Here is a 25,678-nt window from a genome sequence, read left to right as displayed (position 1 = left end):
TGGTCCCACTTCACTGGAAGCAATTCCCGTCTGGGTCTTCAGCTGCCCGAGGGACTCGGAGACGCTGAACCAGAATCCGCTCCGGACTGGACTGCGGAGCACTTGAAGACCTCGCCACCCAGGTAACGTGCCGCGATGGTCGCGGCGGAGGCAAACGTGTCTCGCTGCCCGTTGTCGAGCGTCCGGGTCGGTGGCATGTTCGCCACCTCGACTTCGAGCAGTTCGTGCTCGCTCACGCCCCGCCCCTCGAAGGCGCAGGGGATGGCGACGAACGCACGGTTCTTCTCCACGTACCCGACGGCCGAGTCGACCTTGAACGACTTGACAGTGGAGGCGCTGGGCGACCGGTACCTGTCGAGGTCGTCAAGGTCGTCCGAGTGCCAGAGATAGTCGATCCGGACAGAGTCCTCTTTCCCATAGAGCTCACATCTCCCGGCAGCCGTCCACTTCGTGGGAGAGAACTTGCTGGTCTTCTCCGAGACGACGCCGCTGTCACCGACAAGCGTTGCGAAGACCTGGCCATTGAGGTTGCCGTCACACACCGAGGTGCTGCGGTCATCCTCGTCGGCACCCTGGCCGCTGCATCCGGCTGCGACCAGTACCGCCATAGTGACAGCAATCGCCCTCAGACCCTGCCGAGGTCCGCGGGCGACACCCGGCTCACGAGTATTCAGCACTGTCGACATCACCGCCCGCTCCCGGAAGAGTTCCACGTCGCCCCCGTGGTGTGACCGTCGTCCGCCGCCCGCGCCGCGGACTCGGCCAGTGTGTCGAGCTTCTGAGGGGGCATGTCCACCCCCGAGTTCCTGATGGCTTCGCGGAGCGAATCCGCAGTGGAGTCCCGCAAGGCCGCCCTTCCTTCCGAGTACCTGGCGTACGCCTCTTTCTGGGCTTCGTCGGTGGTGTCCTGCTGGACCTGGTCCACCACCATCGCCTGGATGTCCTCGACGGCCCAACCCGCGATAGTCCCGACGATCGGAGCGGCCGCTCCCGTCGCCGCGCCGACCGCCATGCCCAGACCACGTCCGGCCCACTTGTCGCCTGTCGCCACGGCATCGTTGAAGTCCTTGTCAGACGCCGAGTGCTCCTCGAAGATCGCCTGATCGCGGGCGTCGCTGAGAATACCGGCCACGACGCCGCCCGGATGAGCCACGTTCTCCATCGCGGGGGTCATCTCGTCGTAGCCGGGATGCTGCTTCGCCACCTCCTGCATCCAGATGGCGGTGTTGGCCTGCGAGGACTCGCTGATCGCGACGTAGGCATCCGGGTCGCGCCCGACGTTCGCAAGAAAGGGCACGAGCGTGCCAGTCTCGAACCCCTTGGGGGGATTGACGGGTTCGCCAAAGGGCTTGATCGTGCCCTGTTCGTTCCCGAACGCGGCCTGGACGTCCGCCATGTACTCGGCCGTCATGTTGCCCAGGCTGTCCCGCATTTCGTCCCTGGGAGAGCCACTGATCAGACCGGGATCGCCGCCGATGGTGCCGACGAGTTCGTTCATCAGAGCCGCGCGATCGGCCGTGTGCTTGACCGGGGCTCCGTCGCTGTCGAAGGGGCGGCCTGAGGTGGCGGATTCCAAGGCATGACCGAGGTTGTTGTAACCACTGGGGTTGCCGGAGTCACCCGTGTAGCCGGGACCTTCGGGCCAGTGCCGGTCCTTCAGCAGGTAGTCCAGGTGATCGACCTTCTCACCGTGGATGGTGGCGTCCGAGGTGAGGAACTCGGTGGAGGCGTCCGGGTTGTGCCCCAGCGCGTCCATGAAGCCCGTCATCGGGTCGAGCGCCCCGATGTTGGTCGTGCCCAGCGTGCGCGGGTACCCCCAGTAGGCGTCCGGGTTCTGTCCCGCGTTGGCGCCGTTCTTCTCCGCGGTGATCAGCGCGTCACCGTAGTCCTGGAGGAAGTCCTTGTCCCACTTTCCCTCGCTCATCAGGCTGCTGGTGAGCTGGTAGCCGCTGAGGCCGTACGGCGACTCGGTGGGGTTGGCGTTGAAGTCGCGCTGGGCCGCCTTGAGCAGGTCGTTCTGGAAGTCGGTGATGTCCTTGTCGGGCTTACCCCCGTCGTCCGACGTGGTCGCCGTTCCGATGGTGGTGCCCAAGTTCGCCTTGAGCTCCTTGAGTTGGGCCAGCTGCGCTTTGGAGAGCGTGGTGCCGGCCGGCGGACTCATGAGCTCGTTGTACTTGCTCAGCATGTTCTCGCCACCAGTCTTGACCGCGAAGTCCCTCGAGAACTCGGGGTCGTTCTTGTTGGCGGAGAGGAGCAGGTTGAGCTTGGTGATCTCGGCGTCGGAGAGGCGGCCCTTCTTGTTCATCAGGGCGGCGGCCTGGTCGGCCTCGACGGCGTCGAGGGTGGTGTAGACGCTGGTGTTGAAGGACTGGCTGTCGCCGTTGGCGTCGCGTTCCAGGGCCGAACTGGCGGCCTCGTCCGCGGCGGTGGCCACCTCCAGGACGCGCGTCAGCCGGGAGACGAGCGAGTCCAGCTTCTTCTTGCGTTCCTCGGCGAGGCCCGGCGAGGCGGAGGCGGTCGGGCTGTCCTGGCGCGGGTCGACGTCCTCGACACGGCCGTCGTCGTAGACCTTGTAGTGGTCGTTGCGGGCCTCGTCGAGCAGGGCGTGCAACTGGTTCTGGGAGGCGACGAATTCACCGTGCGCGTCCAACAACAGCTTGGCGATGCGCTCCGCCTCGGTGGCGGCGTTCTCGTACTCCGTACGGGCCTTGCCCATGGTGACGAAGGCGGTCTCGGCGGCGTCACCCTCCCAGTGGCCCTTGAGGTGGTTGATGACCCGCTGCTCGAACTCCCGCTGCAACGCGTCGTACTTGGCCGGCAGCGCCTTCCAGGAGGCGGCGGCGTCGGCCAGCGGGCCGAGGTCGGCCTTGTCGAGGTAGGGGATGGACACCATGTGCAGGCTGCTCCTTGTGAGGGGGTTCCGGTCCGACTCGATGGGCTCACCCGGGCGGTACTACGACAGCGGCCCGGGCGGCCCCGCTCACCCGAAGGGCGTGCCGAGCGAGCGCTGCCGGGCCTGCTCCTCCTGCTCGGTGCTGGTGTAGTGGCCGGAGGTGGTGTGGAGCTTGTCGCTGATGTCCTGGAGCAGGCGCTTGAGGTTGATGACCTGGGAGCCCCAACGGACGTCCATGGTCACCAGAGAACCGGCGGTGGCCCAGGAACCCGCCTCGGCCATGCCCCCGGCACTGTGCTTGTTCAGCCCCCGGGAGGCGCTCAGGCAGTCGTCGTCGGCGCCGTTGTCGGCGTTCTCGGTGGCACCGCGCAGCTCGACGAGAGCGTTGGCTGCCTCGTCGAGGCGCTGGGTGTCGACGTTGGTACCGCCACCGCCGCTTCCGCTACCGCCCTCTGCGGGCACAGAGTTCAGCCGCGTCCGAGTGGATCCGCTGTGCTGCGGCGTATCGAAGGGAGTACTCATCCCTTGTCCCATCCCCGTTGTGAAAGTGGTGGACATGCCCGGATCGCTCACTCGACCACGGATTTCGTCCCATCCGTACGATGTGAGGTGCCCACTCCGGCCGAAGCTCGCGCTCGGCGACCTAGGCAAGGACATGCCAATCAGCAGGCCGAAAGATACCGGATCTTCCTTTCGGCGGCCCACTGTTGGCCGCACTGTGGGACGGGAGCGTGAACGCGAACGCGAACGGCCCGGCGGGCACCTGCCGCCGGGCCGTCAGCCGCTCACCGGAGATCAGACGGTCGGCGCCTCCACGACCGGTCCGGCCGGCGCCTTCGCACCTACAGGCTTTCCGAACTCGGAGTCCGTGAGGTCCTGCATGTCGTCTCGGGTGCTGTCCTGCTTGATGAAGTACGACTTGCCAGTGGTCGCCACGTACCACGTGACGGACTCACCCTTCTCCGCCAGTGCAACCGCCACAGCCTCCTGACCGTCCACTGTGGTCACCTTGCCCTTGGTCGCCTTGCTGCCGGCATCGAGCGTGTCGGGGGCAGTGAACTGCTCCTGGTGGCACCAGCTGGCGAGCTTCGCCATCAACGCGTTGCTCGGTGTCCCATGGGTCCACTTGCCGGTGGAGAAAGCGGTCTTGCCGAGCGCCGAGTTCATTCCCTTGGCGAACGTCGAGTCGGCCTTGGCCCAGATGTCGTTGCCCTTGCGGATGATCTCGAAGGAACCCTTCTCCGAAATCTCGACGGTACCCACACATTCCGTGGCGGAGAGCCTCAGATCGCTCTTGTTGCCGTCGCGCTCCATCTTCTCGCGAAAGGATCCCGCTGCGGCATTAGTCTTCATGCCCGTGTTGTAGATCTCCTTCGCGGAGAGCTTGTCGATCCCGTTCGGCTTGGCGGCGGGACTGGCTTCCGCACCCTTGGACGGCGTGGATCCGGATGCGGACTTCGCGGCATCACTGTCGCCATTGCAGGCCGTGAGCGACCCGAGTGCAACGGCACAGGTGAGCGCGACGGCTGCATGCCGGGCAGACAGAATGTGCGTCTTCATAAAGACCCCCGTGAGCATTCGATTGCGGGCGAACTTGCGTGATCATCTAAACAACGATCGCCCGACAAATCCAACTCTGCTTACCTTGGACCGAGTTGCCACCCGAAATTCTCAGGGATTACCGCACCCAACGCTTGTACGGCCTCCCATCTTAGCCGTACTCACGAGGGACTCATCGCCGTGGTACACCAGCGGCGTTGGAGTCCAGCGCCCGAACGAGCAGCGAAAGCACAGCCGTATTTCCACACAATGACCACCAGCACTTCACGCAACCCATCGAGGATCTCCGCCCTATGATGGGCTCTTCCGGATGTCCTTACGACCAGTGGCCGCGGAGCCCGTAGATTGACCTCGTGGGACTCTTCGACAAGTTGACCGGCACGCAGCGCCCCGCCGACGGTGTCACGCCGGCCTCCCCCAGGGAAGTGCAGGCAGCCCTGTTCGGACTCACCCGGCCTGACCTCCCGTACGTCATCCGCGACGGCGCTCCGGAGGACGCCGACCTGGTCGCGGAATGGCGACTGGCCGAGCCGACCTGGCAGACCTTCTTTGTCCAGTCCCAACTGTCGCGCGCCATCCGTATCCGCATGCGCCTGGCCGACGAGGACCATGAGGTACGCGCCCTTGAGGAAGCGTGGGAGGTCAACCGCGTCGGGAACCCTCCGAGGCTCAGGATGTCGTCGCAGTACACACGCGGACCGGGCAGGACCGTCTCCACGCAGTGGGGTGTCCGCCGAGGCGACGCAGGCAGTCTCGAAGCAGCGAAGACCTTCCACTTCGACAGCTCGGACCTCGTCAATCCCCTGCGCGACACCGTCGTCAAGGCGGGTTGGACCTGGCGTGGAGTGGTCTTCGGCAAGTTGTGAGGTCGAACGGCCTTTGCGGGGAGCGAGGTTGTTCGCCTTCACCAGGGGGCGCGTACTCGGGGTAGCGGTACCGTCTCGCCCTAGCCGGCCGCAGACACAGCTCAGCTCGCTCCCGGGTACCGCAACTGCAGCCGATCGGGCAGCTTCTTCTCAAAACCGTCGGTCGGCACCCAACCGAATTCATTGTGGGCGATGTCCAGAGCACGCCTCGCGCCGAGGAGACGGTAGTAGCAGTCATCGACACCCAGTCGATGTTTTACCCCGGAGCAGGGAAGCGGCACCGGGGCCCCAGGTCGCGGTGGGACACAGTTCAGGCGGTGGTCTGCGAGGAACTGTCGCAACTCACGCTCCTGTTCCTGCGGGTCACGGATCCGGTCGAGCCGCAGGCGTTCCCGGTCCACCCAGATTCGACGCCGCCAACGTGGTTTCCTGGCTCGTCCGGTTCCCGAACTCTGTACATCGACCTCGAGAACAGCCAGCAGCAGAAGCGGAATTCGTGCCAGCACCCAGACCAGGGGGCCCCAGATCCACTGCAGGAAGTAACGCGTCCAGATACGCAGCGCCGGTTTGGGCGGTCTAGGCTCCCACTCCCGGCCGTAACCACCGGTCATTCGCATGCCTCTTCCAACTCGGCGCAGCCTGAACCCTGTGGGCCGATGTTCTTCAGCCGCTTCATGGCCGAACACTGGGCGTCCCCGCCTTCACCGAGTTGCGTACTCACCTGAGTAAGCGCCTCAAGGCCAACCTTGTGATGGCCAGCCACCGTCGTCTTCCCCGTGATGTTGAGTCTCGGCCCCCAGGCCGAAGAATCGATGGTCAGATTACAGCCGTCGACCGAAGGTCACACCACTCCCGGGGGCTGTTTCAAACTCTGCTGACCTGGCGGTGGTTGCGACGCAGTTGACCGTCAGCGCGCCCCCATACCAGTGGTGCTCGCGCCTACTGCGGCGGCCACTGGCCTTGAGGCGGGGGCGACTGCTGCTGGTAGGGGTTCTGCGGCGGCGAGACAGGCTGCTGGTACGGATTCTGCTGCGGAGGGAGGGGTTGCTGACCGTACTGCGGGTAAGCAGCCGGACCGCCGGGCCCACCATTCTTGTTCTTGTTCCGCCGAGACATCTTCACGATCAGAAGGACGATGAGGCCGATCACTACGAGGGCGACGACACCGAGGACGACGAAGAAGACCATTTGCTTCTGGTCTGCTTTTTCTTTTTCGGCAGAGTTCTCGTTACCAGAAATCCCGGCAGTTGCAGCAGCGGACGGGCTTTCAGACCCTGCTTCTGGGGCCTTGAGCGGTCCGTATTTAGAACCTGCGGGGATGTCATCCGTAAGCGCGGCGAGCGGACGAATGGTTCCGTATCCGTACTTTTCGTCGGGTAGGGAGATACCCTTAGCCGAGGAGGGGAGAACTGCCGTTTTGACGAGACGATTCGCGATCTGACCTGCCGTCAGATCAGGGTACTTCGACCGCAATAGCGCCGCTGCGGCAGAAACCAATGCGGTCGAGTTCGAGGTTCCGTCCCCGATACGCAGCCGGTTCCCTGGCGAGCCAGCGGCCACGATACGTGTAGCAGGCGCTGTCAACATAACCTCGGGGCCATAGTTTGACTTCGTCCAGGACTCACCAGACTTGTCCACGCCACCGACGGCCACGACACCAGAAGCATTTGCGGGAAACGGAAGGTCAGGCCCAATTCCATCATTCCCTGCCCCCGCCACAATCAACACGTTTTTATTGAGTGCGTAATTGATCGCCGCAAGGTCCGCAGGCGACGCGCTATTCTCATACTGCGTGGTCTCGAGCGTCATGGAGATGTTGATAATCGTCGCTTCGTGATCAACCGCATAACGGATCTCATCGGCAAAGCCAGATCCGTCATCAACGTTCACGCGAATCGGAAGGATTTTAGCCTCTGGCGCAAGCCCCATTACGCCATCAACCCCTCCTGCACCGTGGCCATGCCCAGCGATAATGGATGCCATCTCGGTACCATGGTCTTCACCATCCGGCGAAGCATCATTATCGCCATCAACAAAGTCTTTGCCTTCGAGCACGTTACCTTGCAGGTCCTGATGCTCAGCATTGACCCCAGTGTCGATAACCGCGACCGTTACACCTTTGCCCTTCGAGATTTTCCAAACGGATTCGGCCTGAAGCGCACCCAATGCCCACTGGTCGCGTCTGGCCTGGTCCGCAGAGGCAGACGGAGCCGCTACAAAGATCAACGCACCAGTTACAGCTACAGCACCCAGAGCACGCGCTGTTCGCGTGAAGGCCATCCCGTCATTCCTCTCCCGATACACACGTGGGGCGTGACCTGGAGGCCACGCCCACGCATCCTGTCACGTGCCGGTTAGCACTGAACGGCTACTCAATGACACGGGGCGCCGCGTTGGTCTGCGGCGTCCAAGTCTCCTCGTCCTCGACCAGGTAATCGGGACGCTCGCCTTCGTGCTGCTCATCTTCCTTGCGGCGACCAGTGCGTGAACCGGGGGCACCTGCGATACCGCCCTTGCGGACAGCGCTGGCTCCCTTCCCTGCGGCACCGCGGCTGCTGTGCAGGCCCGAACCACCGGCGGTTCCCCTGCCTGCACCCGTACCAGACTTGGGCGTGCCACCGACTACACCACCACGAGCTGAGCCTCCGACACGCCCGGCTGCGCCCTTGGCAGCACCTGCGCCACCTACGCCGCCGGCACCAGCGCGACCTGCCACGCCACCGGCACCGGCACCGGCACCGGCACCGGCACCGGCACGACCTGCCACGCCACCAGCACCGGCACGACCAACCAGGCCGCCGCGAGCGGCACCGGCTCCGGCCGCCCCGCCAACAGCGCCCCCGACGAAGCCAGCGCCACCACCGATGCCGCCACCGACACCCGCACCAGCCGATCCACCACCAGGCGTCGCCACGCCACCAATTGTGGGACCTCCGGTACGGCCACCGGAAATGCCGTCGATTGCGGTACCGACCTGAGGCACTGTCGCGGTGGGCTTGTGCTCACCACCCGTGATACCCGAGGGCGGAGCCACAGGCTTGGACGAGCTGATCGAATCAACCTGGCCGGTACGAGCCGTCCCCGTAGCAACCTTCTGGGGGCTTCGAGTCTCGGTCCCAGTCGGTACAACTACGGGCGCCGGTGCAACGCCACCCGGGTCGCCTGGGTAATCCTCGTCTTGACTGACCTGCCTCGACTTTTGCCACTGGCCCATCTCCGCAGCCCGACTGTTATAAGCCGCCCCCAACGCCTCCATCTTCACAGCCATCCGCAGCTGCGCCTCGCGTCCCTCCGACAGGCTGCCCGAGTTGCCGTCGAGGGCCTCCTGGGAGCCGGCGCCGCTCTTGAGGGCGTTGTTCGCGCCCGAGTCGTCGCGGTCGCCCATGTTGCCGATGTAGTCGAGCGCGCTGGAGACCTTGCCCGGCTTCTCCATCGCCAGGACCTCGGGCTTGATCTGCGAGAGCGTCGCGGCGGCGCCCTTGAGGGAGACCGAGGTGTGCGTGGCGTACTTGGAGCTGTCGGTGATCTTCTTGCCGATCACCTGGGCCCGCTCCCTGAACAGATCCGCGCTCTGTCCTTCCCAGTGGGCGAGGACGTGCTCGACGGCGGCGTCGAGGGTTTCCTTGATCCCGCCGGGTCCGACCAGGTCCTTGCTGAGAGACTCCCAGGCCGTCGCAACCCTGGTCACGGTCCCCGGGTCGGCGTCACGGACCATGTCCTTCATCTGGTCCATGTCGTAGTTGAGCCCGAACGGCGTGGTGTGCTTCGCCGAAATGCACTGATTCGTCTCGACGTACTCGAAGTCGTCGATGCCCTTGTCGCCCATGTCTACCGCCCCCTCATATCCACGTAGCAGGACATCCCGTTACTTCCGGTTGAACGCCGCATAGTTCTCCGCCTCAGCGTCGCTGAACGCGTCATGCGTCCTCTTCGTCTTCTTGCCGAAGTCGTCCAGCACCTCTTCCAGGTGCGCGACGATCTCGTAGAGACGCTCCTTCATCGCTTCGTGGGCGTCGTACAGCGCCTTCGCCTCACCGAAGCCCGTACCCAGCGCGCCCTGCGGCAGGTACGTGTTGCCCATGCAGCTCGACTTGGACGTCGACATGTCCCTGATGACGCCGTTGAGCTTGGTGATCGTGCCTTCGATCTCACTCAGATCGACCTTGTACTGCTCAGCCATAATGCTCAGCTCCCCGTTGACTCCACGTTGTTACCCACACCCTGCTTGCGCCGCCAGTCGCTGAGGACCCGCCCGCCCCCGAACAGCAGCAGCACCAACGCGAATCCCGTCGCCAGGACATACAGCGCGTAGCGTTCCGTTCGTTGCTGCTCGGTCTCGCCGAGGACCAGTGTCGCGGCCTGGACGTCGGCGCCGCCCGCGGGGCCGCCGGCCGAGTCCGGCTTCGGGCCGGCGGCGGAGGGTTCCGTCGTGTCGTCGTTGACCGCTGCCGCCGGGTCGATGACGCCCCAGCCCACGAAGTCGTCGCGGCCCGCTTTGGTCCGGTCCGCCGTCTGCTCGATCTGGGTGATGACCTGCTTGTAGCCCCAGTCCGGGTGCTTCGCGCGGATCAGCGCGGCGACGCCCGAGACGTACGGCGCCGCGAAACTCGTGCCCTGGTCGACGCAGTTGCCGCCCACCGGGACGGTCGAGACCATGTCGATGCCCGGTGCCGCGACGCCCACGAACGGCCCCGACTGGGAGAAGGGGGCGCGGGCGTTGTTGCGGTCGGAGGCGGCGACCGCGAGGACACCCGGGTACGCCGCCGGGTACGTCTCCTTGATCTTGCCGTCCGCACCGTCGTTGCCGGCCGCGGCCACGATCAGCGCGTCCTTCGACTGGGCGAACTTGATGGCCGAACGGAAGGCGTCGTCGACCGACGGGTCCATCTTCGAGGCGGTGTCCTGCGAGATGTTGATGACCTGGGCGCCCTGCTCGGCCGCCCACCTGATGGCCTGCATCATCGTGCCGACGTTGCCGCTGCCCTGGTCGTCGTTCTGGCGGATCGGGATGATCGTGGCTTCCGGGGCGAGGCCGACGAAACCGGTGCCGTCGAGCTTCCTGGCCGCGATGATGCCCGCCACCTTGGTGCCGTGGCCCACCTTGTCGGACTTGCCGTTGCCGCCGGGGTGCAGGAAGTCCTTGCCGTTGGCGACCGCGCCGCTCTTGAGCTGCGCGTTGACGGTGTCGACACCGGTGTCGATGACGGCGACCTTGACGCCCTTGCCCTTGGTGGTCTGCCACAGCTGGTCCAGGACCACGCGCTGCAGCGACCAGGGCGTTCCCTTGATGACGTCGGACGGGAACGAGCAGCTGGTGTCGTCGACCTGGAAGCGCACGTCGTCGTCGGCCAAGGTGGTCCGCACGCGCTCGGCGGCGGTGCTCGGCGTGGCCCCCGCCAAGGGCAGCCCACAGGCCAGCACCGCCACGGCGGCGGTGCCTGCGGCGCTCCGACGCGCGACGCGCGATGCCCCGGATCCCACTGTCTTACGTCCTCCCGTTTTGTTTCTGTACGGGACGCATGAACCGGCTTTGAGCGGAAAGGTCCGTACGCCCCGTGAATCGCCGATGGGGGCGGATGCGCGACAGCGCACCCGCCCCCATCAAGCGGTCACGTCAGCCGCCCCAGATCTGGGCGTTCTTCGACTCGGTCGCCTGGTAGTTCTGGGCGGCGCTGTCGAGGGCCTTGGCGATGGCCTCCAGCGTCTGCTGCATGGAGGCGGCGCGCTGGTCCCACTCGGCCTGCTTGGCGCGGTAGGACTCCTGGGCCGTGCCTTCCCAGCTGGCGGAGATGCGCTTGACGCCGCTCTCCAGCTCGTCAAGCTGCGTGCGGATCTTGCCCGCGGTGCTGCGGACGTCCTGCGCGGCCTGGGAGATAGTGGCGAAATTTACAAGAATCTGCCCGGACATCTCTTCTATGTCTCCTCGGATGTGTGGATGGTCGGTCACGGACGTGCGCCGCGGCGCACGGGTCCGATCATCCGAAGGGGGACGAGGCCGCGATGTTCTGGATGGACGCGCGCTGCTCCTCTTCCGAAGCCGCGTAGGCCTTGGTGCTCTGGTCGATCGCTTCCTTGATGTCGTTCAAGATCTGGTTGATCTTGTTGGCATCCTGGTTCACCTGCGACTGCAGGTTGTTGTACGCGGTGGCCGCCGAGCCCTTCCAGCCGCCCGTGATCGTGTCGATCACGGTCTGCAGGCGGGAGATTTCGCCCTGGATCGAGGAGTTGACCGAGGAGATCTTGCCGCTGAAAGCGACCATCTCCTCCTCGGTCATGGTGAACTGCTGTCCAGCCATGTTGTGTCCCCCATGAGACGTAGGAGTTCTGAGTAGACCCTCACTCGGAACGCCGACACCGAATGGTGGCAGGCGTATCCCGTCCGGTCTGGTTCCACTCTAGTCGCATCCGCTGACGGAGCGAACATCAGTTGGGACTTGTATCAAGATCGCGATGAAGTCAACTCACCACGTTCACAAGTGCGTTCGTGAAGTGCGAGTGACACGCGACCCGACGCGCGGGCTACGACCCTTGCGCCTGCTCCGCGTTGCCGCTGCTCAGCTCCGGCCCCGCCGCCAGCAGGTCCGCCCATGTCGCCGGGACCGACGCCGCGCGGATCTTGCCGTAACCGAGCCGGACCTGAGAGGTGTTGGTCTGCTGCTGGGACTGGTTGTCGGCCTTCTCGCCGCCCGTCACCGCGCTGTCGTTGCGGGCGGGGATCGAGTAGCGCAGGCCGGTGTCGGTCACCAGGAAGGTGCTGCCGCCGCCGGCGTCGGTGCCGGTGATGCGCTTGAAGAGCAGGCCACTGCCGGGGGAGACGTAGGTCCTCGAACCGCTCTGGGAGACGTCCTTCGGGAAGTCCTGGCCGGTCCACACCGACATCAGCGGCCTGCCGGTCCTCGGGTTCTTCTCACCGCCGTGCCAGATGCTGCACGAGGTCTTCTCACCGCCCAGCTCCCAGACGGTGTTGGCCTGCTTCACCGACTCGGCGGGCCAGTTCTTCTCCTTCAGCCACTCGCCCGGCTCGGGCTGGATGTCGTTGAAGCTCACCTTCACCGGCTCCGGGTCGGTGGCCGCGTACACGGCGCTGATGAAGGGGTTGCGCAGCCACATCTGCGCCGTGAAGTCGGAGACGGCCTTGACGCCGTCCTTGAGCACGATGAACTTCTGCGTCGAACTGCCGGAAGGCGCCTCCAGGACGAGGCCCACCTTCGAGTACTGGGGCAGAAGGCCCTCGATGTGCGCCTGTGAGCCCGCCTGCGCCCCCAGGTCCTGCAGCGTGGGGAAGTCGAGGGTGCCCACCGGGTTCAGGGTCTTGACGAAGGCCGCGCTGACCTTCTGCGGCTGCTTTCCGTCACCGAACACGGCACGCTCGATGTCCTGCATCTGGTCGTCGGTCATCAGCCGCCACAGCTTGCCGCCGATCAGGTAGGCGCTGCCGTCGGAGGTGACCATGAACCGCTGGCCGTGCCCGATCGTCGGGTCCGTCGGACCCTCGATGTACAGCACCTGGTCCTGCTTCAGCCGGCCGCCGCTCTTCTGGAACAGCTTGGTGTCGTCGCTCTTGTCCAGCACGTACGTCGCGCTGACGGGCTGTCCGTCCTCACCCGGTGCCTGGCACAGCGCCCAGGTCTTCGCCGTCTTCGCGTCCTCCGCGGACGGCAGCCGGTCCGGGGCGAAGGGGATGCCGACGGTGGCGCCCATCGGGTACTTGCTGTTGTCGAGCACCGACTCCTTGACCTTCAGGACCTGGGGGTTCTCGCCGTTCAGCAGCAGCTTGGCGGACGCCAGGTTGAGGACCGGGTGCAGGCTGAGCTTGTTCTCGCCCTTGGTCTTCACCAGTACATAGCGCGTCGTCGACTCGCTGCCGACGAGGATGTTCTTGCCCTGCTGGTCCCAGCCCTTCGGCGCGGTCGGGCTGAGCATGCCCCAGGCGCCGAATCCGATGAGCACCAGCGCCGCCACACCGAGACTCGGCAGGACGGTCTTCAGGGGGCGCGGTGCCGCCTCTTCCGAACCGTGCGGAGACGGCTGAAGAAACGCCGCCACCGTGCGCCTGCGCGCGAAGGAGTAAGCGTTCAGCTCATCCCGACGTGTCGCCATCGATGGGTCAACTCCCCGTTTTTTCGCTTTGATTCCGAATGCGGAACTCCCCAGGGCCGCCCGGTACTCCGTGGCGTTTGCTCCTGCAGGGGCCTCTACTATGCCGTGTGACGATCGCACCGTACGGTACGGGGTACGGTGATCCGCCGCCAGCTCGAGTCGCGGCCAGACAATGCAAAGGGGTTGTACCGGGGGATGAGCACTGCGACCAGGTCCCGGCGCCGTAACGGCAGCCGTCGTACCCAGGAGAACCAGGGGCCAGGGCAGGTGCCGGAACCGGCACAGCGGTCCGCTCCCCCGAGTCCGGCCTCGCCGTCGCTCGCCCGGCGCCCCGGCAGCATCGGCCCCATCCGGGTCCAGCAGCTGATCGGCTTCGAACTGGCCGCCGCCGTCCTGCTCATCGGCTGGCTGCTGCGCCCCATCGGTCTCACCGTCGGCATCGTGCTCGCCGTACCGCTGGTCCTCGCCGGACTGCTGCGCCGGCGCGGCCGCCCGCTGCCCGAGTGGTTCAGCACCGCCCGCGCCCTCCGCGACCGCCGCAGGCGCAACGCCGAGCCCGTGCCCCCCGGCACCGACCCCGGCTTCGCGCCGGCCGTCGAGTGCGACCCGGCGCTGCGCACCTACAGCTTCCAGGACCGCGAGCAGCGCGAGATCGGCATGCTCGGCGACGGCACGTTCCTCACCGCGCTGGTGCAGGTGCAGGCCGCGGACACCCCCCTGCGTCCGTCCTACGGCACCGGCGACATCCCCCTCGATCTGCTGCAGGGCCTGCTGGAGGTGGACGACATCCGGCTCGCCTCGGTCCAGGTCGTCCAGCACACGCAGCCCGCGCCCGCCCCGCACCTGCCCCCGCAGGCCATGGCGGTCCGTTCCTACGGGCCGCTGCAGGCCCAGAGCATGACGCCGGGGCTGCGCATCACCTGGGTCGCGCTCAAGCTCGACCCGGAGCTGTGCCCGGAGGCCGTGGCGGCCCGCGGTGGCGGCATGCAGGGTGCCCGGCGGGCGCTGCTGCGGGTCGCCGACCAGCTGGCCAGCCGGCTCATGGGGGCCGGCATGCAGGCCAAGGTGCTGAGCGAGTCGGACATCTGCGGCGCCGTCGCGACCTCCAGCTGTGTCAACCCGATGGCCACCACCGGCGGTGCCGCGATGGACGGCAGCCGCTCGGGCCGCCGTACGGCCGAGACCACCCGTACCTGGCGCTGCGACGACCGGCTGCACACCACGTACTGGATCTCCAAGTGGCCGCAGTTCGGCGGCGCCGGACCGGCGTTCCCCCGGCTGGTCGGCGCGCTGACCTCCGCGCCCACGCTCGCCAGCACCTTCTCGCTCACCCTCAGCAGGCAGCGGGGCAAGGTCCTGGCCCTGTCCGGACACGTGCGCCTGACCGGCCGCGGTGAGAACGAACTGGGCGAGGCAGCCCAGCACTTGGAGCGGGCGGCGTCCGCGTTCAAGGTCGGTCTCGTACGGCTCGACCGTGAGCAGCTGCCCGGAGTTCTGGCCACCCTGCCGCTGGGAGGTACCCGCTGATGTCCGCTCCCACCGTCCGCCCCTCCGGGCGCTCCGGCTTCGGGTCGTCGTCGACCCCGGGCTTCCCCGGACAGCGTCCCGGCCATCTGCCCCGCTCCCCCGAGCCCGCCCGGCTCGGTCCCGAGCGGCGGCTGCGCGAGGCCTTCGGTCTGCTCGGTCCCCGGCGTGAGCGTCACCTCGTCGACGCCGACGTCCTGGCGCAGCTGACGCTGCCCGTCGGCGACGACGGTCTGATCCTCGGCATCGACCAGGACAACCAGCCCGCGGTGCTCGGACTGTGCCGCCCCACCCGCCTGGACATGGTGCTGGTCGGCGGTACCTGGATGGCCCAGGTCATCGCCCTGCGGGCGGCGGCGATCGGCGCGCGCGTGGCCGTGGAGACGGCCCGTCCGCAGCTGTGGGCGCCGATGGCGCAGGCGGCCGGCGGCGGCCAGCAGTGCGTGACGGTGCACCAGGTGGGGCGGATCGCCCCGCAGGGCCCGTCCCCGGCCAGCCCGGTGCTCATCATCCGCGACCTGGGCATCCGCCCGCCGCGCAGCCGTCTCACCACGACGCCCTGGCAGTCGGTGCTGACCCTGCTCCCCTACCTCGGCCCGACCGCGCCGCGGCTGCTGGCCAACGCGGACGTCGTCGGCGTCCAGCGGATCTCTCCGCAGGAGTCCCAGGTGGTCGGCAAGTCCATGCGGTTGCCCCAGGGCGACGCCGCGTCCCTGCCGTCCCTCGCCGACAACGTCGCCCTGTGGTGCACCCAGAAGCACCGGCAGTACGTGATGACCCAGCCCACCGACGCGGAGACCGGTCTGCTCGGGGCGCCCCGCCGTATGGACTGACGGGCGGCCCCGTGGCGCGACCAAGGTCTCGGCCCCTCACACGAGTTGGTGACCGAACCATTGCGCTGTGTGAGGGGACCCAGGCCAAGTAGGGTGCTCCTGCACGAGGTTCGCTCATGAGAAAGGGCCCGCCGACCATGTCTGACACGGACGACATCGCCGCAAAGACGCCGGACGAGGACGTCAAGGCACGAAAGGCGAGGGAACGGGACGAGCTGTACGCCCTGGACATCTCCGGCGTCGAGTGGCTCAGCGCGCCCGGCACCGAGGAGCACGAGGAGCGCGTCGAGATCGCCTACCTCCCCGAGGGCGCGGTGGCCATGCGGTCCTCCCTGGACCCGGACACCGTGCTGCGGTACACGGAGGCGGAGTGGCGGGCCTTCGTACTGGGCGCCCGCGACGGCGAGTTCGACCTGGAGCCCACCTCGCACCACGGCGGACCCACCGCGGAGCAGGCCGAGTAGCGCGGCAGCCGAGCAGTCACCGCGGCCCCGGGCTCAGGTCACGGACAACCGTCACAAGGCCGACATCAGGGCAGGCACCGGCCCGTTGGGCGCGAGCGCACAGCGGACGGGCCCGCCCCGCCGACGCCTGTGGCGTTTACGCTTGATGCGGGTGCGACGAAGGAATCCACGGGTGGGTTGTTCGCGTCCAGGGGACTTCAGTCGGATCGGACAACAGGAACGGTCGCCCCCAGCCCGGCACATGAGTGCCCACCCGGCACGAGGGTGCTCGACCAACCAGGAGGAATTGTGCAGAGCGATCGGGACGGGCTGCGCGCGGGCTGGACCACGCCCAGCGACGACCAGTCCGACGCGGAGTCCGCCACCGAGATGACGGGCGAGTTCACCATCGACTACGCCGCCCCTGCCTGGTACACGCAGAGCGCCGCGCCCGAGGCCGAGCCGGCGCCTCCCGCGCCCGCCCCTGCCCCCACCACGCCTGCACCCCACCCCGGTTACCCCGATACGTCCGGTTCCGCACCGTCGGCGCCCGTCCCCCGCCCGCAGTTCGACCCGTCCGCGGGTGCGGCCGGCGCGACTGCGCCGCCGCCTCCGCCGCCGTGGGCGGGAAACCCCGCGGCCCCGCAGCCGCCGGCTCCTCCGCACCCGCAGAGCGGCTACGGCTATCCGCAGCCCCCGGCACCCCCGAACCCGCAGAGCGGCTACGGCTATCCGCAGCCGCCCGCGGCGCCCAACCCCCCGAGCGGCTACGGCTACCCGCAACCGCCCGCCGCACAGGCGCCCGTGGCCCCGGCGCCTCCCGCGCCTGTCATGGCGTCGCCGGCGCCGGCTCCCCCGGTCGCCCCCACGCCGCCCGCCGCCCCCGTGGCCCCCGCTCCCCCGGGGCCGCCCGCCGCCCAGGGCGCCGACACCGCCGTACCTTCGGCCGGCGGGGACGCGGAACGCCGTGGCGACACCCCGTCCGCCGCCGCTCCGACGACGAGCGCCCCGCAGCCCCCCGCCGCCCCGTCGGCGGACACGCCCACCGATCCCGAGCCGTCGGCCTCCGGCGAGGCACCGCAGGTTTCCCCGGAGTCGGGTGACACCGCACCGGCCGCCCCCGCCCTCGCGCCGAGCGAGGCCGCAGCCGCGTCCGGCGACGACGGCGAACCCGGCACCGCCGGCCAGGACGCGGACACCCCCCAGGCCCCGCCGAGCGCGGAGGCCCCAGAACCCCCGGCCGACACCGCCGCCGGTGACGCCGAGACCGGTGCGGAGCCGCAGGCCGCCGCACCGGACGCCCCGCCCCCGCAGGCGGCCGTACCCGAGCAGCCCCCGGCTGCCCCGGAGCAGCCCCAGCCCGCGCAGCCCTCCGCCCCTGAACAGCCCGAAGCCCAGCAGGACGGCTGGCGGCCCCCGCCGGCTCCGCAGGGTGCCGTCCCGCCGCTCCCGCCGCAGTTCGCGTCGGCGGACTCCGGCACGGCCCCGCCGTCGGCCCCGGAGTGGTCGACCGGCGGACAGCCGCAGCCGCCCGCCGCGTACCCCGGCACCCCGCCCCCACCCCCGCCCGCCCAGCCGGCGGCCCCCGCGGCCCCGCCGCAGGCACCGCAGCCGGCACCCTCCGGCTGGCCGGCCCAGCCGCCGCAGCCCGACGGCCCGGCGGGGCAGGGCGGTTACGGCTACCCGCAGCCCCCCGCTCCCCAGCACCCGCAGAGCGGCTACGGCTTCCCCCAGCCCCCGGCCCCGCAGCCCGGCCAGGGTGGCTACGGCTACCCCCAGCCGCCCGCTCCGCCGAACCCGCAGGCCGGTCAGGGGTTCCCGCAGCCTCCCGCGCCCCCGAACCCCCAGAGCGGCTACGGCTTCCCGCAGGCCCCCCAGCCCGCCCCGGGTGGTTACGGCTACCCTCAGCCGCCCGCCCCGGCCCAGCCCCAGCAGCAGGCCCCGGGCCACCCCGGTCAGCCCATGCCGCCGGCCCAGCCGGGACAGCAGCCGCCGCAGGCACCGCAGCCCAACCCCTACGCGGGCGCCCCCGGCCAGCCGGGCGTGGATCCGCGTACCGGTGCCGCCTGGCCCGCCGCCGTCCAGCACGACCAGCGCCAGCAGGTCGCCGGCGCGGGTGCGCCGCTCGGCTACAACGCCGCGGTCGAGCTGACCTCCGACCGGCTCGTCAACAGCAAGAAGCAGAAGGCCAAGAGCAGCCGCCCCACTCCCGGTGGGTCGAAGTTCAAGATCGGCGGCAAGAAGGAGGAGCAGGAGAGGCAGCGCAAGCTGGACCTCATCCGCACCCCGGTGCTGTCCTGCTACCGGATCGCGGTGATCAGCCTCAAGGGCGGCGTGGGCAAGACGACCACGACCACCGCCCTCGGCTCCACCCTCGCCACCGAGCGGCAGGACAAGATCCTCGCCATCGACGCCAACCCGGACGCCGGCACGCTGGGCCGCCGGGTGCGGCGCGAGACCGGCGCGACCATCCGTGACCTGGTCCAGGCGATCCCGTACCTCAACTCGTACATGGACATCCGCCGGTTCACCTCCCAGGCGGCGTCGGGCCTGGAGATCATCGCCAACGACGTCGACCCGGCCGTGTCCACGACGTTCAACGACGAGGACTACCGGCGCGCGATCGACGTGCTGGGCCGCCAGTACCCGATCATCCTCACGGACTCGGGCACGGGTCTGCTCTACAGCGCCATGCGCGGGGTCCTGGACCTCGCCGACCAGCTGATCATCATCTCGACGCCGTCGGTGGACGGCGCGAGCAGCGCCAGCACGACACTGGACTGGCTGTCGGCGCACGGGTACGCGTCCCTGGTCTCGCGGTCCATCACTGTGATCTCGGGTGTCCGCGAGACCGGCAAGATGATCAAGGTGGAGGACATCGTCACCCACTTCGAGCAGCGCTGCCGTGGCGTCATCGTGGTGCCGTTCGACGAGCACCTGGCGGCCGGTGCCGAGGTCGACCTCGACATGATGCGGCCGAAGGTCCGGGAGGCGTACTTCGACCTCGCCGCGATGGTGGCCGAGGACTTCGTACGGGCCCAGCAGGAGCAGGGCCTGTGGACCGGGCAGGGCGGCCACCAGCCGCCGACCATGGCCCCTCCCATGCCGGGCCAGCAGCAGCCCCCAGCCGGACAGCCGCAGCAGCCCCAGCCCCCGTTCCAGGGCTTCCCGGGCGCCCAGCCCGGCCAGCCGTGGCAGACCGGTCAGCCCGGTCAGCCGCAGCCCGGGTTCCCGCAGCCGCCGTACGACCCGAACGCGGGCCGGCCGCCGCAGCAGTAGCGCAACGGACAAGAGGGCCGGCACCGTGACGGTGCCGGCCCTCTTGTCGTGTCGTCTGTCGTCCCGTCGGTCAGGCCTGCGCGCCCGCGATCAGCTCACGGCACCGCTGCACGTCGCCGGCCATCGCCTTGAGCAGCGCGTCCAGCGAGTCGAACTTCTGCTGGCCGCGCACATAGGCGAGGAAGTCCACCGCCACGTGCAGCCCGTACAGGTCGAGCCCGACGCGGTCGATGGCGTACGCCTCCACCGTGCGCTCGGTGCCGTCGAACTGCGGGTTGGTGCCGACGGAGATCGCGGCCGGCATCGCCTCGCCCTGGGTGTGCAGCCAGCCGGCGTAGACGCCGTCGGCGGGGATGGCGGTGTGCGGGAGGGTCTCGACGTTGGCGGTCGGGAAGCCGAGTTCACGGCCGCGCTGGGCGCCGCGGACGACCACGCCCTCGACCCGGTGCGGACGGCCCAGGATCTCCCCGGCGCCCTCCACGTCGCCCTCGGCGACCAGACGCCGGGTCAGGGTGGAGGAGAAGGGCTCGCCACCGCCTGCCGCGCCGGTCACGTACAGGTCGACGACCTCGACCTCGAAGTCGTACGTCTTGCCCTGCTGGACGAGGAACTCGACGTTGCCCGCGGCCTTGTGGCCGAAGCGGAAGTTGGGGCCCTCGACGACCGCCTTGGCGTGCAGCTTGTCGACGAGGACCTTGACGACGAACTCGGCGGGCGAGAGCTTCGAGAACTCCGTGGTGAAGGGGAGGATCAGGAGCGCGTCCACGCCCAGCTCGGCCATGAGCTCGGCGCGGCGGTGGTGCGGGGCCAGCAGCGGCGGGTGGCTGCCGGGGCGGACGACCTCGCTGGGGTGCGGATCGAAGGTGACGACGACGGAGGGCACGCCCAGCTCGCGCGCCCGGTCCACGGCATGCCGGATGATCAGCTGGTGCCCGCGGTGGACCCCGTCGTAGGAACCGATGGTGACGACGCTGCGCCCCCAGTCCTCGGGGATGTCCTCCAAGCCACGCCAGCGCTGCACTGTGACCGCTCCTCGTCGAACCCGTGTCCGTATTGACTCTTGCGACTTACGCAGGTCTAAGGGTGCCATGCCGCGCGCCCGTCGCTCGCATCGGCATGGCGGCTGTGACCCGACGCACGCGGCCCCGAGGGCTCCGGGGCCCGCCGAACTCGGCGGACCTACGCGGGAACCCGTACCCCCGCCAGGTTCTCGATCATCCGCCGGGTGCCGGGGCCGACCACCGCCGCCCACTCCTGCGGGCGCTCGGCGAGCCAGCCGGCCACCAGCCCGGCGAACCCGGGGACATGCCGGCCGAGGTCGACGAGGCCACGGTCGAAGCGGGTCGCGCCGTCCGGGGTGCGGACGAGGAGGAGGCCGATGCGGTGGACGAGGTCGCGGATGTCGGCGTCCGCGCGGGCGGCGGCCGCGGGCAGCAGGGCGACCAGGACCGCGGTCTCGCGTTCGTGGTCCATGAGGACGTCGAGGAGTTCCTGGCGCAGCGGGCGGGAGGCGGGGGTGCCCGGCCCGGCGAGTACGGCCGCCAGCGCGGCCCGCACCTCCTGCGGACCGCCGTCCAGCAGGCCGGTGACCAGCGGGAGGAGCAGGGCCCGGCCGGCGGGGCCCTGGTCGAGGCGCCGGTCGACGTACGCGGCCACGTCCCCGGCCGTCTCCGGGCGCCGCTGCACCGCCTCCCGCACCAGCACGGCCACCCGGCGGACCAGGGCGGGCGTGGTGACGTCGGCGAGTGTGCGCAGCACCTCCCCGGCGCCCGGTCTGCGCAGCCGCGCCCGGAAGGCGTCCAGGACCGGTTCGGGGTCGGTGGCGAGCGCGGGGACCAGCGCGCTCGGCGGGAAGTGCGGGTCGCCGGCCGCGAAGTGACCGAGCGCCTGCGGGAGATGACGGGCACGCGTGTGTGGATCGCGGACCAGCAGGGCGAGCGCGCCCCCGTGCAGGGTGCAGTCCTCGGGGCGGGCCAGCAGGGTGAGGGCCGCGTAGCGCAAAAGCTCGCGGTCGGCCTCGGTGCGCACGTGCGGGGCGGCACGCAGTCCGTACGCCACCGCCGCGACCCGCCGGGCCGGCCGCGCGTCGTGCGCCCACCGGTCCACGGCCCGGCACACTGCCGACGGCTCCTCCTCGGCCAGCACGGCGAGCAGCTCGTCGGCCCGCGGGTGCGCACAGCCGACGAGCACCTCCGCGAGGTCGTCCAGGGCCCGCGTCCGGTGCGTGTGCAGCAGCGCCTGGGCGGCCCTCGCCACGGTGGCGTGCGGGGTCGCGGGCAACGGCCGCTCGTCGTCGAACCAGCGGGTGAGCTGCGGCTGTACGGCGGTGGGGTCGGCGGCGAGCAGCTCCGCGACGGCGTCCAGGAACCGGGGGCCGGGTTCGTGCGGCGGCCCGTCGGCGAGGACGAGACGCCGGAGCAGGTCGAAGCGGGTGCCCTGCGAAAGGCGCAGGGCGGTCCAGAAAGCGGGGCCGAACGCGGCCGGCACCGGTTCCTCCTGGCGGCGCCGGGCCACCAGACGGTCGGTGAGCTGCCGTAGGACATCGGTGTACGGCGTCGCGTCGGGCACGCGCAGCAGGGTCTCGGTGAGCAGACGGGCCGCCCACCAGGAGTGCGGGTCGGCGTCGAGGGCGTGCAGCAACTCCTCAAGCCGGTACGCCAGTTGCGGTGCGCCCTGCTGGCGGGCGACGAGGAGCAGGGCCTGGACGACGGGTCCGATGCGGTGGTGCGGGACGGGAAGGGGGTGTCGTCGGCCGGTGCGGCGGCGGTGGACCAGGGCGCGCAGGGCCTCGTCCAGGTCCAGGTGCATGCCCTGGATCCAGTCGGCGAGCTCCTCGTGGGCGAAGCGGTAGCCGCTGCCGGCGGGGACGAGGAGGCCCTCGGTGAGGACGGCGGAGGCCCAGCCGGTGCCGCCGAGCCGCTTCGGGGCCTGGCCCCAGGGGAACACCGCCTCGAACGACTCCCGGTCGAGTTCGCCCTGGCCGGGGCCGAGGCTGCGGCGGGCGGCCTCGTGGACCTGTCCGGAGACCTTCGCGGCGAGCCGGCGGACGGCGGCGCCGCGCAGGCCGCCCGGGGTGGCCAGCCGTACCGCGATGCGCAGGCACATCAGGTCGAGGTAGACCTCGAAGACCTGGTCGCGGTCCACGGGGGCGTGGGGCGCGTGCGGGAGAGCGGCGCGGACCTCGGAGAGGAGGCGCAGGGTGAGGGGATGGCGGGCGTCGGAGGCGGCGAGCGTGCCGTCGGGGAGGGCGTAGCGGGCCCGGGCGCGGCGGGCTTCGTCGTCGTTGAGGTCGCCGAGCCGTACGCAGGGCGGGAAGTCGCCCTCCGGGTCGCCGTGCAGCAGCTCCTTCGGGAAGGCCGCCCCCTCCCAGTACTCCGCCCGGCACGCCACCACCAGCCGCGCCCCCGTCTCCCCCAGCCACTTCGCCGTGCCCTCGGTCCACTCGGCGAGGCGGTGGGCCAGGACCGGGGGCATCTCCTCGGGGCCGTCGAGGAGGAGGAACAGGGGGCGGCCTGCCGTGCGGGAGAGCCGGGCCAGCCGCTCGGGGGTGAGGTCGCCGAGGTCGGCGGGGACGGTGTCGGCAGAGGCCGCCACGATCCGGGCGGCCCTGGTGAGCGCGCGGCGGGCCGCGTCTGCCACCGAGGTGTCGGTGTCCTCCAGGTCGGCGCCGCGCAGCCAGAGCGTGGGGGCAGGGGCGGGGCCGCAGTGGCGGTGGGCGGCGAGGGCCGCGAGCTGTGTCGTACGGCCGCTGCCGGGCGGTCCGACGAGGCCGAGGACAAGTGCCGGGCCCTCGGTGAAGGCGGCGAACTCCTCGGTGAGCGCGGCTCGTTCGACCGGCGCTGTCCGGTCGTCCGAGGATCCGTGACCGGCCGGGCCGTCCTGGCCCACCGAGGTGGCCGTCAGCTCCAGCACACCGGCGAGGTTGAGGTCGGCGCCGTACGCCGGGACCGTCGCGGCGTTCTCCGCGAGCAGGTCGGCGAGGGGGCCGGTGCGCAGGGAGCCGGTCGGGACCGCGTAGCCGCCGGCGCTGTGGGCGCTGTGCAGGGCGGTGGCGAGGACGGCGACCACCGCGCCGGTGGCGGCGTCGAGCACGGGCCCTCCGGCAGCCCCGCCGCCCGGCCGCAGCGCGTCCCGGCCCGCAGTGCCGATCGCCAACTCCAGTGCGCCCTCGAGAAGATGGCTGCGGTCGGTGGCCGTGTAGGTCACGGCGGCCGCGCCGAGGACCCGGGCCTCGCGCCAGCAGCCGGCGGGAAGCCTCACATAGGCGCCGGTCTCGACGGTGTCGCGCACGGAGAAGGGCAGCGGGTCCACGGCGAGGCCCTCGGTCCGCACGAGTGCCAGGTCCAGCCCGGGCAGCGGGGTCACCGCGTCGGCGCCCACCTCGCAACTGCGGTCACCGGCCCGCAGAACGAGCCGGGCCGGCCCGTCGACGCTCTCGTGACTGGTGACGACGGTGCCGTGATGGTCGGCGACGAAGCCGGTTCCGCGCAGCCGCCCCGCCGGATCGTGGATCCGCACGAGTTCCACGGCTCCCTGGACGGAGTCACCCCCTGCCGCCATGGCCGACCTCCCCGCCGTACGCACGTTCCTGTTGTCGACGGTAGGCGTGCGGTGATCAGCGGGACAGAACGCGTCGTGAACGCGCCCCCTTCCACACCCCCGGTTCACTCCGAGCGCCTGCCCGCGCGGGTGAATGGAAGGGGGACGGCGGATACACCCTAGGGGTGGGGGAACCGAGGGGGGACCGTGGAGCGGCGGCACAACCCCGTGATCGCCGCTCCACGGGCAGACGGCCTCGGTGCCCCCACGGTCGGGCGTCAGCCGAAGACGGCCAGGCTCTTCGCCTTGCCCTTGTGTTCCTCGACGAGCGCCAGGAAGTGACCCTCGGGGTCGAAGACGGCCACCGTGCCGGCGCCCGCGTACTCGTCGGGCATGTCGAGCCGGACGCCGTTGGTGAGCAGCTTGGCCCGGCGGTCGTCGACGTCCCAGCGCCGGAAGGCGGCTGCCGCGGCCTCGGCGATCGGCATCACCGTCAGCTCCTGCTGGAGCTGGTCGAGGGTCTTGGCCGAGTCCAGCTTGTACGGGCCCACCCGGGTGCGGCGCAGAGCCGTCAGATGGCCACCCACGCCCAGGCCCGCGCCCAGGTCCCGGGCCAGCGCCCGGATGTAGGTGCCGGAGGAGCAGACCACCGACACGACCAGGTCCACGACGGCCGTGCCGTCCTCGGCGACCGCGTCCCGGACGTCGTGCACCGCGAAGGACGAGACGGTGACGGGACGGGCCGGGATCTCGAAGTCCTCGCCCTCCCGTGCCCGCTTGTACGAGCGCACCCCGTCGATCTTGATGGCGCTGACCTTGGACGGGACCTGCATGATGGCGCCGGTCAGCTGGGCGATCCCGGCGTCGACGGCGTCGCGGGTGACCTTCGAGGCGTCGACCGACCCCGTGATCTCGCCCTCGGCGTCGTCGGTCAGGGTCGTCTGGCCGAGCCGGATCGTGCCCAGGTACTCCTTCTCGGTCAGCGCGAGGTGCCCGAGGAGCTTGGTGGCCTTCTCGACACCGAGGACCAGCACACCCGTCGCCATGGGGTCGAGGGTGCCGGCGTGTCCGACGCGGCGGGTCCTGGCGATCCCGCGCATCTTGGCGACCACGTCGTGCGAGGTGAAGCCCGACGGCTTGTCGACGATGACAAGGCCGTCGGGCGTCCGGTTCTTCTGCGTCATTCGGCGGCGTCGTCCGTCTCGTCCTCGTCGTCCGGCTTTCGGTACGGGTCGGCGTCGCCGGCGTACTTGGCGCCGGCCGAGACCTCGCGCACCTTCTCGTCGGACTGGCGCGCCTTGTCGAGGAGGTCGTCGATGGTCTTGGCGGTGTCGGGCAGGGCGTCGGCCACGAAGGTCAGCGTCGGGGTGAACTTCACGCCCGCCGCCGCGCCGACCGCGCTGCGGAGCACGCCCTTGGCGCTCTCCAGTCCGGCGGCCGCGGCCGCCCGCTCCTCGTCGCCGCCGTACACCGTGTAGAAGACGGTCGCCTCCCGAAGGTCACCCGTGACCCGGGTGTCCGTGATGGTGACGTGTGAGCCGAGCCGCGGGTCCTTGATCCCGCGCAGCAGCTTCTGGGCCACCACCTCTCGGATGAGGTCCGCCAGCCTCTTGGCGCGCGCGTTGTCGGCCACTGGTCCGT

General features: G+C 69.8%; 21 protein-coding genes. 5 read left to right on the top strand and 16 right to left on the bottom strand.

Annotation, left to right across the window (positions count from 1 at the left end; all coding sequences use genetic code 11):
- Window positions 1–38 precede the first annotated feature (38 nt).
- From ACIRP7_RS26625 to ACIRP7_RS26610, 4 genes are all read right to left on the bottom strand, one after another.
- On the bottom strand, window positions 39–713 hold the full coding sequence (locus tag ACIRP7_RS26625; protein ID WP_403664332.1) for a hypothetical protein: 675 nt from the start codon (window positions 711–713) through the stop codon (window positions 39–41).
- Window positions 686–2,893: a DUF6571 family protein gene (locus ACIRP7_RS26620; RefSeq protein ID WP_403664329.1), complete on the bottom strand. Its 2,208-nt coding sequence runs from the start codon at window positions 2,891–2,893 to the stop codon at window positions 686–688. Before ACIRP7_RS26620 ends, ACIRP7_RS26625 begins: the two co-directional genes overlap by 28 nt.
- 87 nt (window positions 2,894–2,980) lie before the next feature.
- Window positions 2,981–3,355 (bottom strand): hypothetical protein, encoded by a 375-nt coding sequence (locus ACIRP7_RS26615; protein ID WP_403664327.1) that lies wholly within the window; start codon window positions 3,353–3,355, stop codon window positions 2,981–2,983.
- Between the two features lie 333 nt (window positions 3,356–3,688).
- A complete protein-coding gene (locus ACIRP7_RS26610; RefSeq protein ID WP_403664324.1) occupies window positions 3,689–4,453 on the bottom strand; it encodes a hypothetical protein in 765 nt (254 codons plus the stop codon).
- A 353-nt stretch (window positions 4,454–4,806) separates the two neighbouring features.
- Between ACIRP7_RS26610 and ACIRP7_RS26605 the strand changes: the two genes are divergently transcribed.
- The gene (locus ACIRP7_RS26605; protein ID WP_403664321.1) at window positions 4,807–5,319 is read left to right on the top strand and encodes a hypothetical protein; all 513 of its coding nucleotides are present in this window, start codon (window positions 4,807–4,809) and stop codon (window positions 5,317–5,319) included.
- A gap of 101 nt (window positions 5,320–5,420) precedes the next feature.
- Here the strand turns inward: ACIRP7_RS26605 and ACIRP7_RS26600 are convergent, their stop codons facing one another.
- The 8 genes from ACIRP7_RS26600 to eccB all read right to left on the bottom strand — a co-directional run bounded on the left by ACIRP7_RS26600 (window position 5,421) and on the right by eccB (window position 13,419).
- On the bottom strand, window positions 5,421–5,930 hold the full coding sequence (locus ACIRP7_RS26600) for a hypothetical protein (protein WP_403664318.1): 510 nt from the start codon (window positions 5,928–5,930) through the stop codon (window positions 5,421–5,423).
- Between the two features lie 328 nt (window positions 5,931–6,258).
- Entirely contained in the window at window positions 6,259–7,599 is a 1,341-nt protein-coding gene (mycP, locus tag ACIRP7_RS26595; RefSeq protein WP_403664315.1) for a type VII secretion-associated serine protease mycosin, read from the bottom strand.
- An 88-nt stretch (window positions 7,600–7,687) separates the two neighbouring features.
- Window positions 7,688–9,145, bottom strand: a complete 1,458-nt coding sequence (locus ACIRP7_RS26590; protein ID WP_403664312.1) for a WXG100 family type VII secretion target — start codon at window positions 9,143–9,145, stop codon at window positions 7,688–7,690.
- 39 nt (window positions 9,146–9,184) lie between these two features.
- The gene (locus tag ACIRP7_RS26585; RefSeq protein ID WP_141207224.1) at window positions 9,185–9,499 is read right to left on the bottom strand and encodes a WXG100 family type VII secretion target; all 315 of its coding nucleotides are present in this window, start codon (window positions 9,497–9,499) and stop codon (window positions 9,185–9,187) included.
- Between the two features lie 5 nt (window positions 9,500–9,504).
- On the bottom strand, window positions 9,505–10,800 hold the full coding sequence (gene mycP / locus ACIRP7_RS26580; RefSeq protein ID WP_403664309.1) for a type VII secretion-associated serine protease mycosin: 1,296 nt from the start codon (window positions 10,798–10,800) through the stop codon (window positions 9,505–9,507).
- Between the two features lie 133 nt (window positions 10,801–10,933).
- Window positions 10,934–11,227 (bottom strand): WXG100 family type VII secretion target, encoded by a 294-nt coding sequence (locus tag ACIRP7_RS26575; protein WP_057616722.1) that lies wholly within the window; start codon window positions 11,225–11,227, stop codon window positions 10,934–10,936.
- Window positions 11,228–11,294: 67 nt separating this feature from the next.
- Entirely contained in the window at window positions 11,295–11,615 is a 321-nt protein-coding gene (locus ACIRP7_RS26570; RefSeq protein WP_007385064.1) for a WXG100 family type VII secretion target, read from the bottom strand.
- Window positions 11,616–11,838: 223 nt separating this feature from the next.
- The gene (gene eccB, locus ACIRP7_RS26565) at window positions 11,839–13,419 is read right to left on the bottom strand and encodes a type VII secretion protein EccB (RefSeq protein WP_403664306.1); all 1,581 of its coding nucleotides are present in this window, start codon (window positions 13,417–13,419) and stop codon (window positions 11,839–11,841) included.
- A gap of 195 nt (window positions 13,420–13,614) precedes the next feature.
- On the opposite strand from eccB, the gene eccE reads away from it, so the two are divergent.
- The 4 genes from eccE (at window position 13,615) to ACIRP7_RS26545 (ending at window position 19,498) form a co-directional block, all read left to right on the top strand.
- A complete protein-coding gene (gene eccE / locus ACIRP7_RS26560; protein WP_403664303.1) occupies window positions 13,615–14,946 on the top strand; it encodes a type VII secretion protein EccE in 1,332 nt (443 codons plus the stop codon).
- Window positions 14,946–15,776: a hypothetical protein gene (locus tag ACIRP7_RS26555; protein ID WP_403664300.1), complete on the top strand. Its 831-nt coding sequence runs from the start codon at window positions 14,946–14,948 to the stop codon at window positions 15,774–15,776. Before eccE ends, ACIRP7_RS26555 begins: the two co-directional genes overlap by 1 nt.
- Before the next feature lie 137 nt (window positions 15,777–15,913).
- Window positions 15,914–16,240 (top strand): DUF397 domain-containing protein, encoded by a 327-nt coding sequence (locus ACIRP7_RS26550; RefSeq protein ID WP_403664297.1) that lies wholly within the window; start codon window positions 15,914–15,916, stop codon window positions 16,238–16,240.
- Between the two features lie 288 nt (window positions 16,241–16,528).
- Window positions 16,529–19,498 (top strand): SCO5717 family growth-regulating ATPase, encoded by a 2,970-nt coding sequence (locus tag ACIRP7_RS26545; RefSeq protein WP_403664295.1) that lies wholly within the window; start codon window positions 16,529–16,531, stop codon window positions 19,496–19,498.
- Between the two features lie 70 nt (window positions 19,499–19,568).
- Here the strand turns inward: ACIRP7_RS26545 and ACIRP7_RS26540 are convergent, their stop codons facing one another.
- The 4 genes from ACIRP7_RS26540 to rbfA all read right to left on the bottom strand — a co-directional run bounded on the left by ACIRP7_RS26540 (window position 19,569) and on the right by rbfA (window position 25,670).
- A complete protein-coding gene (locus tag ACIRP7_RS26540) occupies window positions 19,569–20,519 on the bottom strand; it encodes a bifunctional riboflavin kinase/FAD synthetase (RefSeq protein ID WP_403664292.1) in 951 nt (316 codons plus the stop codon).
- Window positions 20,520–20,677: 158 nt separating this feature from the next.
- Window positions 20,678–24,058, bottom strand: a complete 3,381-nt coding sequence (locus ACIRP7_RS26535; RefSeq protein ID WP_403664289.1) for a trypsin-like peptidase domain-containing protein — start codon at window positions 24,056–24,058, stop codon at window positions 20,678–20,680.
- Window positions 24,059–24,315: 257 nt separating this feature from the next.
- Window positions 24,316–25,221: a tRNA pseudouridine(55) synthase TruB gene (truB, locus tag ACIRP7_RS26530; RefSeq protein ID WP_403664286.1), complete on the bottom strand. Its 906-nt coding sequence runs from the start codon at window positions 25,219–25,221 to the stop codon at window positions 24,316–24,318.
- Window positions 25,218–25,670, bottom strand: coding sequence for a 30S ribosome-binding factor RbfA (gene rbfA / locus ACIRP7_RS26525; RefSeq protein WP_352389516.1), 453 nt, complete (start codon window positions 25,668–25,670; stop codon window positions 25,218–25,220). Before rbfA ends, truB begins: the two co-directional genes overlap by 4 nt.
- Between the last annotated feature and the right edge of the window lie 8 nt (window positions 25,671–25,678).

It is taken from the genome of Streptomyces sp. NPDC102270, from assembly GCF_044766405.1.
In the GTDB taxonomy this organism is placed as follows: domain Bacteria; phylum Actinomycetota; class Actinomycetes; order Streptomycetales; family Streptomycetaceae; genus Streptomyces.
The sequence above is the reverse complement of the archived record's forward strand: the minus strand, read 5'-3'. Positions and strand labels throughout refer to the sequence as shown.

Coding starts and splice junctions, on each gene's coding strand:
- ACIRP7_RS26575 (WP_057616722.1), bottom strand. CDS start 11,227: ATGTCCGGGCAGATTCTTGTAAATTTCGCCACTATCTCCCAGGCCGCG.
- eccE (WP_403664303.1), top strand. CDS start 13,615: ATGAGCACTGCGACCAGGTCCCGGCGCCGTAACGGCAGCCGTCGTACC.
- ACIRP7_RS26620 (WP_403664329.1), bottom strand. CDS start 2,893: ATGGTGTCCATCCCCTACCTCGACAAGGCCGACCTCGGCCCGCTGGCC.
- truB (WP_403664286.1), bottom strand. CDS start 25,221: ATGACGCAGAAGAACCGGACGCCCGACGGCCTTGTCATCGTCGACAAG.
- ACIRP7_RS26610 (WP_403664324.1), bottom strand. CDS start 4,453: ATGAAGACGCACATTCTGTCTGCCCGGCATGCAGCCGTCGCGCTCACC.
- ACIRP7_RS26550 (WP_403664297.1), top strand. CDS start 15,914: ATGTCTGACACGGACGACATCGCCGCAAAGACGCCGGACGAGGACGTC.
- ACIRP7_RS26590 (WP_403664312.1), bottom strand. CDS start 9,145: ATGGGCGACAAGGGCATCGACGACTTCGAGTACGTCGAGACGAATCAG.
- ACIRP7_RS26585 (WP_141207224.1), bottom strand. CDS start 9,499: ATGGCTGAGCAGTACAAGGTCGATCTGAGTGAGATCGAAGGCACGATC.
- mycP (WP_403664315.1), bottom strand. CDS start 7,599: ATGGCCTTCACGCGAACAGCGCGTGCTCTGGGTGCTGTAGCTGTAACT.
- ACIRP7_RS26535 (WP_403664289.1), bottom strand. CDS start 24,058: ATGGCGGCAGGGGGTGACTCCGTCCAGGGAGCCGTGGAACTCGTGCGG.
- ACIRP7_RS26570 (WP_007385064.1), bottom strand. CDS start 11,615: ATGGCTGGACAGCAGTTCACCATGACCGAGGAGGAGATGGTCGCTTTC.
- ACIRP7_RS26600 (WP_403664318.1), bottom strand. CDS start 5,930: ATGACCGGTGGTTACGGCCGGGAGTGGGAGCCTAGACCGCCCAAACCG.
- eccB (WP_403664306.1), bottom strand. CDS start 13,419: ATGGCGACACGTCGGGATGAGCTGAACGCTTACTCCTTCGCGCGCAGG.
- ACIRP7_RS26555 (WP_403664300.1), top strand. CDS start 14,946: ATGTCCGCTCCCACCGTCCGCCCCTCCGGGCGCTCCGGCTTCGGGTCG.